The sequence below is a fragment of the Mycobacterium kiyosense genome (assembly GCA_021654635.1).
GTDB classification, from domain to species: domain Bacteria; phylum Actinomycetota; class Actinomycetes; order Mycobacteriales; family Mycobacteriaceae; genus Mycobacterium; species Mycobacterium kiyosense.
Map to the genome: position 1 here is coordinate 1,732,616 of AP025179.1, position 13,329 is coordinate 1,745,944.

The 13,329-nt window shown below is 62.8% G+C and carries 13 protein-coding genes, 1 tRNA gene and 3 pseudogenes; 9 read left to right on the forward strand and 8 right to left on the reverse strand.

Annotated features, from left to right (window positions below):
* Positions 1–28 precede the first annotated feature (28 nt).
* Positions 29–104: transfer RNA gene (locus L6444_RS08205), tRNA-Ala, on the forward strand.
* 178 nt (positions 105–282) lie between these two features.
* Positions 283–495: a hypothetical protein gene (locus L6444_RS08210; RefSeq protein ID WP_236981651.1), complete on the forward strand. Its 213-nt coding sequence runs from the start codon at positions 283–285 to the stop codon at positions 493–495.
* A gap of 258 nt (positions 496–753) precedes the next feature.
* Here L6444_RS08210 and L6444_RS08215 read toward each other — a convergent pair.
* Together L6444_RS08215 and L6444_RS08220 are read right to left on the reverse strand one after the other, a co-directional pair.
* A pseudogene (locus L6444_RS08215) lies at positions 754–1,716 on the reverse strand (recombinase family protein); the annotation flags it as partial.
* The gene (locus L6444_RS08220; protein ID WP_236981652.1) at positions 1,625–2,437 is read right to left on the reverse strand and encodes a helix-turn-helix domain-containing protein; all 813 of its coding nucleotides are present in this window, start codon (positions 2,435–2,437) and stop codon (positions 1,625–1,627) included. The gene L6444_RS08220 and the pseudogene L6444_RS08215, both read right to left, overlap by 92 nt.
* Before the next feature lie 284 nt (positions 2,438–2,721).
* Between L6444_RS08220 and L6444_RS08225 the strand changes: the two genes are divergently transcribed.
* From L6444_RS08225 to L6444_RS08240, 4 genes are all read left to right on the forward strand, one after another.
* Positions 2,722–2,946 carry a hypothetical protein gene (locus L6444_RS08225; protein ID WP_236981653.1) on the forward strand — a complete coding sequence of 75 codons (225 nt, stop codon included), beginning with the start codon at positions 2,722–2,724 and terminating at the stop codon, positions 2,944–2,946.
* A 156-nt stretch (positions 2,947–3,102) separates the two neighbouring features.
* Positions 3,103–3,288 (forward strand): DUF4185 domain-containing protein, encoded by a 186-nt coding sequence (locus tag L6444_RS08230; protein WP_236981654.1) that lies wholly within the window; start codon positions 3,103–3,105, stop codon positions 3,286–3,288.
* A gap of 10 nt (positions 3,289–3,298) precedes the next feature.
* The gene (locus tag L6444_RS08235) at positions 3,299–3,814 is read left to right on the forward strand and encodes a hypothetical protein (protein WP_236981655.1); all 516 of its coding nucleotides are present in this window, start codon (positions 3,299–3,301) and stop codon (positions 3,812–3,814) included.
* A 210-nt stretch (positions 3,815–4,024) separates the two neighbouring features.
* Positions 4,025–4,324, forward strand: a complete 300-nt coding sequence (locus L6444_RS08240; protein ID WP_236981656.1) for a hypothetical protein — start codon at positions 4,025–4,027, stop codon at positions 4,322–4,324.
* 181 nt (positions 4,325–4,505) lie between these two features.
* Here the strand turns inward: L6444_RS08240 and L6444_RS31010 are convergent, their stop codons facing one another.
* Entirely contained in the window at positions 4,506–4,919 is a 414-nt protein-coding gene (locus L6444_RS31010; RefSeq protein WP_459561276.1) for a CobW C-terminal domain-containing protein, read from the reverse strand.
* Between L6444_RS31010 and L6444_RS08250 the strand changes: the two are divergent.
* A pseudogene (locus L6444_RS08250) lies at positions 4,840–6,162 on the forward strand (ISL3 family transposase). The gene L6444_RS31010 and the pseudogene L6444_RS08250 sit on opposite strands and share 80 nt — an antisense overlap.
* Positions 6,163–6,606: 444 nt before the next feature.
* Here L6444_RS08250 and L6444_RS08255 read toward each other — a convergent pair.
* The 3 genes and pseudogenes from L6444_RS08255 to L6444_RS08265 all read right to left on the reverse strand — a co-directional run bounded on the left by L6444_RS08255 (position 6,607) and on the right by L6444_RS08265 (position 8,364).
* Positions 6,607–6,780: a hypothetical protein gene (locus tag L6444_RS08255; RefSeq protein WP_236981657.1), complete on the reverse strand. Its 174-nt coding sequence runs from the start codon at positions 6,778–6,780 to the stop codon at positions 6,607–6,609.
* Positions 6,781–6,932: 152 nt separating this feature from the next.
* Positions 6,933–7,753: pseudogene (locus L6444_RS08260) on the reverse strand (DUF1906 domain-containing protein).
* 125 nt (positions 7,754–7,878) lie between these two features.
* Positions 7,879–8,364 carry a DUF732 domain-containing protein gene (locus L6444_RS08265; RefSeq protein ID WP_236981658.1) on the reverse strand — a complete coding sequence of 162 codons (486 nt, stop codon included), beginning with the start codon at positions 8,362–8,364 and terminating at the stop codon, positions 7,879–7,881.
* Positions 8,365–9,137: 773 nt separating this feature from the next.
* On the opposite strand from L6444_RS08265, the gene L6444_RS08270 reads away from it, so the two are divergent.
* Entirely contained in the window at positions 9,138–9,884 is a 747-nt protein-coding gene (locus tag L6444_RS08270) for an adenosylcobinamide amidohydrolase (protein WP_236981659.1), read from the forward strand.
* Positions 9,885–9,987: 103 nt separating this feature from the next.
* Here the strand turns inward: L6444_RS08270 and L6444_RS08275 are convergent, their stop codons facing one another.
* Together L6444_RS08275 and L6444_RS08280 are read right to left on the reverse strand one after the other, a co-directional pair.
* Positions 9,988–10,683 carry a DUF4352 domain-containing protein gene (locus tag L6444_RS08275; protein ID WP_236981660.1) on the reverse strand — a complete coding sequence of 232 codons (696 nt, stop codon included), beginning with the start codon at positions 10,681–10,683 and terminating at the stop codon, positions 9,988–9,990.
* Between the two features lie 554 nt (positions 10,684–11,237).
* Positions 11,238–11,450 (reverse strand): excalibur calcium-binding domain-containing protein, encoded by a 213-nt coding sequence (locus tag L6444_RS08280; RefSeq protein ID WP_236981661.1) that lies wholly within the window; start codon positions 11,448–11,450, stop codon positions 11,238–11,240.
* Between the two features lie 556 nt (positions 11,451–12,006).
* Between L6444_RS08280 and L6444_RS08285 the strand changes: the two genes are divergently transcribed.
* On the forward strand, positions 12,007–13,311 hold the full coding sequence (locus tag L6444_RS08285; RefSeq protein WP_236981662.1) for a flavin monoamine oxidase family protein: 1,305 nt from the start codon (positions 12,007–12,009) through the stop codon (positions 13,309–13,311).
* Positions 13,312–13,329 lie beyond the last annotated feature (18 nt).

The window sequence follows — 13,329 nt, forward strand, 5'->3', positions numbered from 1 at the left end:
GGTGGTGTAGCTTCGATGAGCACGACTTGGGGCTATGGCGCAGCTGGTAGCGCACCACACTGGCAGTGTGGGGGTCAGGGGTTCGAGTCCCCTTAGCTCCACCAGACCGGCCTTACTCGAACCGCTGGCCAAAAAAATGCCAGCGAGTCCGAGTGGGGCCGTTTTGTTGTTATTGACTGAATCCGCAGTTGTGGCGTCCCGGAATCGGGCGTCCGCTGTGCCTAAGGCCATCATTGCCCTCTTTGCTTCGGCGATTTCGGCGAAAAGCGGCTTCAGTTCGTCATGGACAACCTCGCAGTCGTCGATGTAGAGCTTCTGGAAGAACGTGTCGTTGAGGTTGCGGCGGACTTGATTACTTCCGTTCTGGTACAGCGCGTGGGTGTCGGCGACGAGGTGCAGCGCATCACGCAGCACTCCCGCGCCGAGCGACAGCTGATCGGCGGTGGTCGCGAGGCCAGCTTCGATGCGGGCGCGGTCGATCTTGACCTCGTTTAGCTTGGCGCGGATCTTTGCGGCCGGCAATGTGCCGTCGGCGGCAAGATCGATGAGCCGGGACTCTTTCTCGCTGAGTTCCCTCAGGCGCCGCGTGAGTGCTGCGTGCACTTCTCGCTCGCTGCCCTGGGCGTCGGCGAGTGCTGCGTCGAGCTTCTCCCGACATTCGTTCGCGAATTCCTCGCCGAGTTGGAAAGTGATGTAGTGGTCGACGACCGCCTGCTCCACGCGCTCGATGGCGATGTGCGGCAGGTCGCAGAGCCCGTCTTGTCGTGCTCGGCACAGGAAGTACCCGTAGCGTCTGCTGCGGCCTTTGGCCTCGGTATAGATGAGCCGCGAGGTCCGGCCATGTTCGTCACATCGGTCGCAGAACAGCAGTCCCTTGAGGTAATGGTTGAGAACACGATCGCGAGTTCCGCGGCCGCTGCGGGCGGCCTGAACTTCACGGACGCGCTCGAAGAGGTCCTGCCCGATGATCGGTTCGTGTCGCCCGGGGTAGATATCACCCTTGTAGACGACGAAGCCGGCGTAATAGGCGTCGCCGAGCATCCGGTGCAATTGCGTGTCGGACATCGGTCTGCCTGCTGGCCAGCGGCCGGTTGGTTTGCTGGTCAAGCCCAGGTCGGCCATCGTGGCCGTGAGTCGTTCGATTGAATAGTCGCCCGTGGAATACAGCTCCCAGGCTTTCAGTACCAGAGGTGCACGGAGGGGGTCGAGGCTGACAGTATTGATCAGTCGCCCCTCGACTTCGGTCCTGGTGTTGAGGTAGCCGATTGGGGCTCGTCCTGTGGTGCCTCCGTTAATGGCCTTGTGCTGCAATTTGATTCGGATGTCTTCACCGCTGAGCTTGTTTTGAACGTCGTTGAAGATATCGGTAACGGCCTCCATCATGTCGGCGTAGACACCGTCGCCGAAATCTTCACGCGCAGAGACGAGTTTGACATTGAGCTTATCGAGAAGGCGTTTGGTGATGGCTGCGTCGATGTAGTTGCGGAAGGCGCGGGAGCGGGCGTATACGATGACGTAGCGCACGTCGCTGTGCTCGCGCAGGAACGTCAGCATGTCTTGGAATGCTTGGCGTTTCTCGATCGTCGACGCAGAAACACCTGGCTCGACGAATTCCTTCACGACATCAGCACCCAGGTTGTTGGCCTTGCGGCTGGCTACTTCCCGTTGCGTGGCAATGGAATTGCCATCCGGGTCGATGTCGACGGCGGTGTCCATCTGCTTCTTGGATGACACCCGGAGGGTAAAGGACGGCCTTGGTGGGCTCCTCAAACTTGGTTGATCTGTTCATGTCAGCACTCCTTCGGGGCGCGGGGGGCATTGTGGACAGTGGTTGTAGTGCCTCAGGCTTTGGTGAGGGGGACGAGCGCCGCGTGTGGGCATCCAGGGTCTTGTCGACGTATTGCTCGATGTCTTCGACCGCAGCTTCGGGTATGCCTTCGAACTTGGTGCTGAGGTAAGTGCCGAAATCCGGTAGGTCGTCGGCGGTAAACCAGCCTGCGGTGGTGAACAGTTCCATCGGGCTGATGGCGAGGACGCGGCCGATTGCGACCAGGTTCTCGACCCGTGGGTTCGCGATCAATCCCTGCTCGATTCTCCAAACAGTGCCAGGATCGACCTTGGCGCGCTTGGCGACCTCATTGGCGCTCAGGCGCAATTCCGTCCGCTTGATTTTGAGCAGGTTGATAAGTTTTGCAATTTGTTCTGGTGTCATTCGAATGGCGCCCCTTTGTACCATTAATTGTACAATGGAATATTGCACAAAATCAATACAAATACGCATTTCTGCGACGCATGAATTCATTGAATGGCCGTCAATTATTGCAAACTTTAAAAACGCTGGTCTCGGCTTGCGACGCCTTCCGAGCAACTGCAACTGCAACTGCAAGCGCAACAGAGGTTTGCCCGCGAGTCTCGGCTGGACGGGCATTGTGGTCATCACGAGCCATTTCTATAGTGTGGATCTGGCCGTGATGTGGGTTATGCGACTCCATAGCAGACAGGGGGCTCACGTGGCTGATCTGGTCAAAATGGATCTGGATGCGATGGCGCTGCTGCAGCCGCAGGTTCAAGCGGTGGTGAACGACATTACCAATGACATCAAGACCGACCCCGTTCCCGAGGCGGGCGCCGGTGCGTCTCCGGCGCTGGCGGCAGCCCACGACCTGGCGCTGACTGCTGGCGGTGTGCAGTTAACGGTGGCGCGGGCCGAACCACCTGGCGGTGGGCACCAAACCGGACAGCGCGCCCACCCAGATCAGCGGCTACCAAGCCAGCAACGGCCATATCTACATCGCCGCCGACGCCTTCGACCGCAGCCTGGGCATCACGATGTACGAGGTCGACAACCCCGCCGACATCACCAACCGCGACTCCTGGAAGCCCTGGACCGGCGACGATTTTGGCCAAGCAGGCCCAGACTCCGCAGCGCGCGCGCGGTCCCACTGACAGACCGTGGCGTTCACTACGGAGAAATCAGCTTTCGCGAGGTCGGTGGCCGCCCCGTCTTGTCGGGCTGGAACGGGGCTACCGGGGGGAACTGAAATCCAAGTTGGCAACGGAGCGCCCGTCCAGATTTTTGATCCCAACAACTCACTAAACACTGTGGTCGCACAGGCAGGTATCTGGCCGACGGCGCTGACTCCTGGGACGGGTTACCCGCAGAATTACGGCGGATTCATCGTGCCTGGTTCTACGCTGGATAATTTCGGGGTACTGGTCAGTCAATGGGACACCGGTACCGGCGACACCTATACCGTCGAGCAATTCCAGGTGAACCCACATAAATAGGACATTAGATATGCTTACCAGAGCGCTCTGCACCGCTATCGTAATCCTCACGACCTCGCTGCTGACCGCATGCGATGGACACGCCGAACCACTGAAGTTTCCTGACCTCAGCGGCTACACACCTGTCGACATCGCCAATTATGAAATTGCGTTCGATAACCCGGGACGACAACCCACGCGGACTGACTATTTCCTCTCACCGGACGGTGTCGTCTGCCTGATCGATAACGGAGGTGCAGCGTGTTTGGGAAACAATCTCCCAGGCGTTGCCCCGGTGGCCAATCCCGTCACGACCGTGCACTACATGGACACCCAAAAAGGCCTCTACGAATCGGCAAGTCCACGCTACATCGTGAACAACACGATCCACGACCAGCCCATTAAGACTCTGCCGCCACTGCATTCGATCACCGTCGGCGGGGTCGTATGTGGGGTTGACGACAAGAAGACAACGGCATGCAAGGATCCGCAGGGGCGCGGCTTCGTCCTGTCCCCGTCGGGGTCCGGTTGGCTTCCTCACGTATAAAGCTCCTCATGCCCGATCTCTCAGATTCTTAGCCGCTCGTGCAGGTCGGCTAGGATCGGTCACGCTCTAGCTGGCGAATATTGGCCTTTATCAGCGAATTCCGCTCGTCGTGCGTCCACTCTCTGATCTCGGGCAAAGTCAGTACCTGACCGAACGGATGCTGCGCACAGGCCGGCTTCTGACGCGTCGGCTTCGCCAGCGCTGCGCCTGTTGGCGCAGGCGCCAGCTGGCGAGGATGCCGACACTACCGAACCCGAGCGTGAGAACCCCGGGCAGCAGCAACTCCGCACCAAGTACTGCTGCCTCGTGGCCTGCATGAACGCAGAATGGCTGGCGGAGCATTTCATACTCGACAACCGCGTCCCTGGCAATGTGTACGAAGGCATGAAGGACTGGCGCCAGCGACGGATACAGCAGGAGCTGACGGAGCGAAAATCGTTTGGCGGACCGTCGACATGCGACGATGATTGGGAGCGCTACTATGGGCGCGTTGCGGATGCGTCAGATTAGCCGGTCGCCACAGATGCTGCCGCCGCTCCTCCGGGCGCCTGTCTGTATAGCGAATGAGCTAAAAGCTGAACACTTTTCAGCACTGCCGAGCCATTCGACCGAAGCGATCACTTCATGTAATCGTCGGTCGGTCGAGCACGATAGCCGATCGGGATTTGAACGCCGATATTCCCAATTCTGCTCATTTGCAATATAATTGACTGTAGATATGACGCACGATGAATTCTCCAAACTGTATCGGTACATGACCGAACGCTTCGACACGATCGACGCGGCGCTCGAAGCAAAACCCCTTGCTGCGCAATAATCCTCGCATCTCGTCAAGCACCGAATTCAATCGTTGCGGATGAAACGGCCGATCTGCACGGAAGGTAAAGCGGCTCTTCGTGAACGAGAGTGCGTCGGTGATCGGCGGATTGCCGGGAATGTTGTCGTGTCGGTGAGCTGAGGTGGGCCCTCGGCGGGTGACGATTCGGGTTCCTACACCTGCCACAACCACCACACCGAGGGAACCCGTGCCTGAGGCTACTGCCTGCTCGCCGTCTGTTGTTGCCGACACGATCATGCGCACCATCGAGTTGGGGGTGACGATCACTGACGCCGCAGTCGACGAGAAGCAGACCACGATCTTTGCACGCCGGTGGCCCGTGATCCCCGCTGCCCGGACTGTGGCCACGACGGCCGCTATCGCGACACGGTCGTGCGGCCGTTGACCGATCTGCCGGTGGCCGGCTGCCCTCCTGGTGCTCAGGGTCGCAATCCCGCGCTACCGTTGTCTCACACCACAGTGCGGGCGGGCGGTGTTCAACCAGAACCTCGACAAACTTGCCGCCCCACGCTCGTCGACGACCCGTCGGTGTGCCCGATATGTATTGCGGCGGTTAATGATCGACCGCACGACCATTTCGGCGATCGCAGGCGAACTCGGGGTGTCCTGGCATACCGTCAGCACGATCGCCGTGCGCACCGTTGCGGCTGTGATCGCCGCGGCCGGACCCGATCGGCTTGACGGTGTGCGGGTCATCGGGGTCGATGAGCACCGCTGGGCTCCACGGCGACGCGGCACCGCAGGGTTCGTCACGTTGATCATCGACCTCACCCCGGTCCGCGACGGCACCGGGCCAGCACGGCTGCTTGACCTTGTCGAAGGGCGCTCCGCTGCAGCACTGAAGGCTTGGCTGGCCGATCAGCTGCCGGCGTTTCGCGAGCAGGTCGAGGTCATCGCCATGGACGGCTTCGGCGGCTACAAGACCGCCGCCACCGAGGAACTGCCCGACGCCACCGCGGTCATGGATCCGTTCCACGTCGTCGCGCTGGCGGGCCTGAAGTTGGATCTGTGCCGCCAACGCATCCAGCAGCTGACCTGCGGGCACCGGGGTCGCACCGGCGATCCGCTCTACGGAGTACGCCGCTCCCTGCGCACCCGGGTGCCGTTGCTAAGCGCCCGGCAACGGGCACGATTGGAAGCGGTGTTCGCCGATGACGATCATCTCGGGGTCATGGTGACCTGGAGCGTCTATCAGCGCATCATCGCCGCCTACAGCCACCCCGACCGACGCCGCGCCAAGACCATGATGACCGCGATCATCAACTCGTTACGCCGCGGCGTCCCCGCGATCCTCGCCGAACTGGCCCAACTCGGCCGTACCCTGCACCGCCGCCGCGCCGACATCCTGGCGTTCTTCGACCACCGCGCCTCTAACGGGCCCACCGAGGCCATCAACGGCCGCCTGGAAGCCCTGCGCCGCAACGCCCTTGGCTTCCGAAATCTCACCCACTACCGATGGCGCTCACTGCTACACAGTGGCGCCTTGCACTCACTGGTCGATGCACTCTGAATTACGAAGAGCCGGTAAAGCTGCTGATGCCGTACTCCTCGTTCTCTGGGGTGCAACGGCGGTTGGCAACCGAGATCGACCGGGCCAGACGCGATGACCGTCCCACACCGGACCGACCGACCTTTCACCGTCATCGTCTGCAACGCCTGCTCGGGCGATCCTGCTCTGTCGGTGATCGATGAACTGCGCCCGACGATCCAACGCTGCCCGCACGGCATGCTGGTCTCCGCTGCGTGCATCCTCGGGCCAGTGGCCTGTGCATCTCGGCAATCCGGATGCGGGGTTATGGCGCTGCTGCAGCCCTGCACGGTGGACCGCCACGCGTGCGGACCGGCCCACTGGATCGGCCCGATCGACGGTGACGGTGACGCTGCCGCGCTACGCGACTGGCTCGAACACGGTCAATGGGAGAGCACTCCGCTGCCCACGCGGCTCGCCAGACATTCACGGTGGGTCAACACCGCTAACGAGAGCAATTGACCTGCGCCACATCAAGGTCCAATTGACGGTGGTGCCCAAGTGGTTAGGCGGCGCGTCAATGTGACTGACCGCGGTGGCCACCAGCAACGGAATCGCCGCTGATTGAGCCGTGCGCATCAGCAGCTCCGGCAGCGACACCTCCGGAACGATACCCGCGGGAGACGGCGAAAAATGCCGATTGGCAGCCGCATTCGACACCGTGATCGCAGAATGGATCGACGACGGGCTCAGTGGCGGAGGGCCTGACGAAGGTCAACTTCAACCGTTTTCATCAGGCTGATGCGAGGGTCTCAGGGATGCAAACTCCACTGGCCGAAATCCTGGGCAAGGACATCGTTGACGTCGACTTCGAATCCGCCGACACGTGGGCCTGGATTCGACGCCGTACTCACCACGCGTTGGTAGAGGACGGCGGCGGGGTCGATCCGCGTGCCCGACCAAGCTTTCGTCTGCCAGGCCCACCGGCGGCCGGGAGTGCGCGAATTCCCGATGACACCGTCTGCGGCGGCCCACTGGCACACGTCGATGCCGCCGTAGACGCCGGTGCGCTGCACTCCCAACACGGAGTTGATTCCGCGAAACCACTTCAGCGCCACGTTGTTCCAGGTGTCGTGGTTGATGTCTTCGTCGATGGTGAAGAAGATCGGCGCACTTTGACCGCCACCCGCCGCGGTATGCAGCTTCCACGCGGTGCGCGCATCGGCGACGCCGCCGTCGAACCCGCGCTTGAAGTCCGATGATGCTGACCCGCCCGGCTTGCCGTACTGGTAGTTGCTGACGATCATCAACCCGGCTGCTTTCAGCTGCTCGGCGTAGGGCCGCGTAATCGGTTTGGCGCCGAAGGACGAGCCGGGACGCGACAGCGAGACGTAGTTGATGACGCCGGCGTAGCCGGCAGCCCGAGAATTTGCTCCGCGGGAATTTGGTTCATGGCGAAGTCGATCAGTTTCGGAGTGGAAGTAGCCGCCGTGGGGACTGCGGCGGCGGGTGCCATTGTCGAGGCCGCAAACAATCCCGGCACTGCCGACATTGCGATGCTGTAGCGCAAAACATCACGCCGGGAAATCGGGCGTGATCGTCGAAGGTGTGAATACACCGCCAGGTCCTGCATCGCAGTGATGTTAACAATGTGACAGCTGTTGAACGGCAGCGTAATTGTGTTGATACCAAAACGATCTCGTGTCGTGTGCCGACGAAATCAGCGTGCCCGCCCGACATGGCCGGCTGACTGGGCGGTTACGGCGCGAGCGCGATGATGCCGGGTTCCATGGGCGGTGGCGGGCCCACGCCGCCCGCCCCACCACCATTGACGCCTCCGCCTCCGCCGGCGCCCGGCGGCGGACCAGTTACCGTCGGTGCCAACGTTCTTGGCGGAGCGGGAGCAGGTGCCTGCGGCGGTATCACACTTTGGACGTCCGGTCCCGGTGCCGGCTGCGTCGGGTTTTCCGGATTGCTCACTTTGATCAGCGAGGCGAGGAGCACCCGGTGCCTCGGTCCGTTCCATCGCGCAGGGATAGCAGCTGCCTGTGCCAGATGGTTCGGACAGTAGGCCTCCACTGCGGCAGCGAAAAAGCGGGCCTGGGTACGCGCGAGCCGATCTCGGTCGGCACCGGGAGTGACGTTGTTGGCATTGTCTACCAGCGCGTCCACCAGGGCACCCGCTGACATCCCGTCGTCGAGATTGCGGCAGATCTGATGCGCTGTGGCGATGAGGCTTGGCACTCCCGACAGGGCAGCTACGCCTTTTTTGGCTGAGCAGTCCCAGGAACTGGTCGTCCTGGTTCGGGTCGGCTGATGCTGCGCCGCCGCCCAGGATTGCCGCGCCGGTGAGCGCAACGGCCGCGGTCAACACAGAGCGAGCGGAAACGGTGATGTGGGTGGACATAGCAGGGGCTCCGTTCTGCTAGTCCCCGACGGTTTGACGGTGGTATGCGGGCCACGGGACGATCCGTCGGGCAGTGGGACACCGGGAGTTCGTGGGCAGTTTACCTGAAGTTCACCATTAAAATCATGCTGCGCGGAAATTGGTCGTGTCTCTTTTTGTGGGGTAACGCCACGGTGGGCCTTCGATCAATCGTGTGACGCGCCGCCTTTGCCGATCGGCGAGCTAACTGTGCCGCGGAGAAATCGCGGGCGGCTCACTTCATGGTTGGGCGACCTGATCGGACCTTCTCCATGTCGGCCGAAAGGGTTAGCACGCAACGTTTTTCGTGAAGTCATCACGCAGGGCTCTTGCGACCCACGGCAACTACACCGGTGCCGGCGTACCGGCCCGCGGCTCAATCGACTCTTTCACGGGCGTTGCTGAACGACCTAACCAGCCGGAGTCGGAAACGGGGGTCGCAGCTTTGCCGAACCTGGGGAAGTGTCGGTCGGTGCCCGTCGCCAGCTGCAACCTCTTGACATCCGCGCTGCCGCGATGCTCCGTCGCGCAGTCTTGGCAGCTTCCGAGCGGCGTGTGTAGGAGGCTCGTGACAGTACGCGAGGATGAGACGGTGCATCCAAGATTGACTGCCCGGGTGGAACGGGCTCGGTCGCTGCCGGTTCTTGTTTGGCAATTCGCCGAGCCCCGACTGTGCATTTCGTCGGGCCCGCTCGGCGGCGGTATCGGGGTTCGGGGCTGGGTGGTCAACGCGACGGTTCCGCTCGATTACGACCGGACCGACCCGGACCGTCACCTAATCGAAATAGCCGCCGGCTTCGAGCTCATCGGCACCGGCTGCGGGCTGCTTACCGCCGTCGACGTGTCCCGCTACCACGTTGCCGCCGACACCGGCGTTGTTGCCGCCGCGACGGTCGGACTCTCCCACCCGACCTGGGCGGCAGCGCCCGATCGGCACTTCCGCGGCGAGTTGCCGTCCGGCGCCGGAACGGCTGGATTCGCCGACTTCCAGACCGTCGAGTACCGACCGCTCATAGCCGGTGACGAGCACCGGGTGGGCACGATCAACATCGTGGTTGCGGTGCCGGTACGGCTGTCTGAGGCAGCTCTCGTCAACGCCGTGGCCACTGCCACGGAGGCGAAAGTGCAGGCGTTGTACGAGGCCGGGGTGCGGGCCACCGGAACAGCCTCGGACGCGATCGTCGTGCACTGCCCGACGGACGGAACTCCGGAAACCTACGGTGGGCCGCGCTCGGAGTTCGGCGCCCGGATCGCGCGAGCGGTGCACGCGGCTGTGCTTGCCGGTGCCCAGGGCTGGATTTCAGATCCGCCCGGCCGGCTCTCCATCTCGGGTACGTGAGAACCCGGCTGCGCGCGGAGGGCATCGAAGTCGGCGCCGACGCAGGTTGCGGGCGGGAAACCGGCTATGCCGGAGGCCTGATCGGGTTCGGATGGCCTAACTGCTATTGAATCGCTACGTCGACGCCCTTCGATAGGATGGACTCGCGCAAATTCACGGTGCCGTTGAGAGGGGTATTTGTCGGCACATCGAAAGACACGACCGCCTGAATACTGTTGCCCGGGTTGATGCTTACGTTCATGGAGTCGGTCCACAGGGCGGCGGAGTTGTTGGGTTCGTACGTGTTGCCGCCAAGGGTCAGTTTCTGATTTGCCGCCATAAAGGTGAGCGGTTTGTTTCCGGCGTTGCGAACCGTCAGGTGCACGTTCAGGAACTGACCCTGCGCAGTGACCTGCATGTAGGGATTGGACGAGTTGCCGGCGACCCTTGACTGATCGACTGAGGTGACCATGAAGACCATTTCACCGTCTCTGGCTTCCTGGCCTATTGCTGCTGCTGGCACCGTTGGTTGCGCAGTGATTGACGGCAACGTTGGGACCGAAGCGCTAGGGGGCCTCAACTGCGCGCTGTGCTCGGCGAGTTTGCTCTTGCCGTGGTTTGCTACCGATCCGATCGCGATGAGTGTTCCGCAGCCTCCAAGAAATAGCGCCGCCGTGCCGACCAAGATCCAGGGCCAGATGAGCCGCTTCCGTGTTGGCACCCCGGACTCGACGACGGTCCACCGGCTTCCATCCCAATAGCGCGTGCCGGGACGTCCGGACGGGTCCGGATACCATCCTGGCGAAACCGGTTGCGTCATGCTTGAACCGTCCTGTTTGGCACGCGGATACAACGGTGTCGCTTAACGGAAGGCAACTCAGCCCCTCGCAAACCTTCCTCGACCGTTGGCGCCATCGCCGCGGCAGAAGCCACGATTGCTGCTGACACTTGGTCAGAATTGTTAACCATGCCCGCGCGCTGGGTCGCCGAGCAGGCCGCCTCCCGTAGGACGCTGCCGAACATGCCAGTTCCTCCCTCGGTTGCTTTCCGAATAAGTAGCCGGTATCCGCTCTACAAAATAGGGCTTCGTCGATGCCCGCATGGCAAAGTCCGGAGGCATACTCGTGTGACGAAAAGCACAGGCAGCCAACAACTCCCACCATTGATCATGTCAAACACATACATTACGCAAATGTTGTCGCATTCTACTGCGCGCGGTTTGTGACTGATGGCGCTGCTGATCTCGCGTGGTGTGGGGATTATTTGGGGTCGTCGAAATCACCGAACGCGTCCATCGGCAAACGCCGCGAATTGCGTCTCGCAGGCCACGGCGGCCCGGCGCCGGCCTGCTCCGGCGTGAAGCGAGACGGTCGCTCAGCGGGACTCGCAGGCGATTCCGTCATTGTCGCGGTCCAGCTTGGGCGAGTAGGCCGGGTCCCCTTTGGGAATGTTGTACCGGCCGTCGTTGTGGGCCTGGGTGCAGTTGGCGTACGGGGGGTCGGCCTGTGCATCCGGCGCGACCGTCAAGCCGATGCCGAGAACTCCGACGCCTGCGGCCACCGACGCCAGGAGAACGCGAACGGTCATATTCCTCAACCTCCACTTGAGTTTGCGTGAGGCAGCCTACGGCGAGTCGATGTCGCAAGAAGCGGAATTGACAACTTCGCCTTACGTTTTCATATCTCGGTTCAGTGGAGGTGACGGCCGGCAGCGGCGACCCACCTGCCGACGGTAGGTGGGCACAACGGTCCCATCAGGTCAGCTTCATAGGGAACGCAGACCCAACGCCAACAACTTGAGGCATCCGTCCTGGCGCGGAGAATCTGCGGCTCGATTCAGGCTCAGGACGCTATAGCCTGCTATTCGGGGGCTGGCGACGAACCACCCCTGCTGTGCTCGCCGGCCTGAAACGGAGGGACACCAGGAATGGCGATCGACTACACCAAGCGGCCGAACCGGGGCGGCCCGCACCGTTCGCCCGATCGCCGTCACCGCGAGCCGAGGGGACACCCGACGGTCCGCTGTCCGAATACGGCGTGGCGGCGGGCGCCGGTGGCCTGACAACACGGCGGGCGGTGTCCGGCGGATCGGTTCCCTGAAGCCGCGAATCCCGTTCCAGAACACCAGATTTGGAGAAAAATCGATGACGGACTACGCCACCGTGGCGGTCGTCGGGGCCGGAATGTCCGGCTTGGTCGCGGCGCGCGATCTGCACCGTCAGGGAATCGACGTCGTGGTGCTCGAAGCCGCCGACCGGGTCGGCGGACGCATGATGGGCGAAACCTCCGCGCTCGGGTCCAGACTGGACCTCGGCGGACAATGGATCGGCCACGGGCACCATCGATTCGCGGCTCTCGCCGCCGAACTCGGCACGACGAAGTTCGACATGCGTACCCCGAAAAGCCCGGCGATCCTCGACGGTGGCCACGCGGTCTCGTTGCTCTCGCCGCCGGTGCTGATGGCGTTCGCCGCACTGGCCGGAGTCGAGGCCATGTCCCGGCTACCCGCACCAGACCGGTGGGACACCACAACGGTCGAGGATTGGCTGCGGCGGGTCCCCTCGTCGCGAGCGCGACGGCTACTCGAGTTGATCACCGTCGTCAGCTCCACCGCCGACCCCGACCGCTGTTCGATTCGGGCACTTATCTCGCTGATCCGGTATGAGGGCGGGCTCACTAAAATGTTGAAAACCAAAGGAGGAGCCCAGGAATCGCTGCTTGTCGAGGCAGCGGCGACTCTGCCCGAGCGGCTCGCGGCCGACCTGGGTGAGCGGGTGTACACCGGTTGCGGGGTCACCGCCGTCCGCCAGGGAGCCGACGAAGTTTCACTGGCAACCAGCACGGGGCAGGTGCGTGCCGCCCGGGCCGTCATCACCGTGCCACCTCCCATGGCGCGGCGGATCGCTTTCGAACCGGCGCTGCCGCCGGAGCGAATCGCTTTGCAACGCAGCACATATATGGGCTCGGTGTTCAAAGCGATCGCGGTATACGACACCCCGTTCTGGCGTGCGCGCACCCATGCCGAGTGCCTCGTCCTGGGAGACCCCGGCTTCGCCGTGTTCGACTCTTCGCCGCCGGATGGACCCGGGCACCTCTGCCTGCTGGTCGCCGGACCCGACGCCCGCGCCCTCGACACGGACACAGATCGTCGTGCCACACTGCTGGGCCAGTTGCGGGCGCATCTCGGCCCGCAGGTAGTCCAACCGGCCAGCTGGCACGAAAAGGCTTGGCATTCGGATTCTTTCGTCGGCGGCGGATACATTGCGCTGCCGGACAAGGGCACCCGCGCCGGCTTCCTGCCCTTCAGCTCGCAACCGAGCGGGCACATTCACTGGGCGGGGGCGGAGACCGCCGCGGAGCACGCCGGTTACATCGACGGCGCCATCGAAGCCGGCGCCCGGGCGGCACGAGAAGTCGCCGAGTCGCTGCAAGGCGCGGGCGCCACCTAGCCGGGCCGGCGCCGCCGA

What these genes read in the sequence shown, in the direction of transcription:
- L6444_RS08210 (WP_236981651.1), top strand. Translation starts at nt 283, where the DNA reads ATGGACAACCTCGCAGTCGTCGATGTAGAGCTTCTGGAAGAACGTGTC.
- L6444_RS08220 (WP_236981652.1), bottom strand. Translation starts at nt 2,437, where the DNA reads ATGACCACAATGCCCGTCCAGCCGAGACTCGCGGGCAAACCTCTGTTG.
- L6444_RS08235 (WP_236981655.1), top strand. Translation starts at nt 3,299, where the DNA reads ATGCTTACCAGAGCGCTCTGCACCGCTATCGTAATCCTCACGACCTCG.
- L6444_RS08275 (WP_236981660.1), bottom strand. Translation starts at nt 10,683, where the DNA reads ATGACGCAACCGGTTTCGCCAGGATGGTATCCGGACCCGTCCGGACGT.
- L6444_RS08280 (WP_236981661.1), bottom strand. Translation starts at nt 11,450, where the DNA reads ATGACCGTTCGCGTTCTCCTGGCGTCGGTGGCCGCAGGCGTCGGAGTT.
- L6444_RS08285 (WP_236981662.1), top strand. Translation starts at nt 12,007, where the DNA reads ATGACGGACTACGCCACCGTGGCGGTCGTCGGGGCCGGAATGTCCGGC.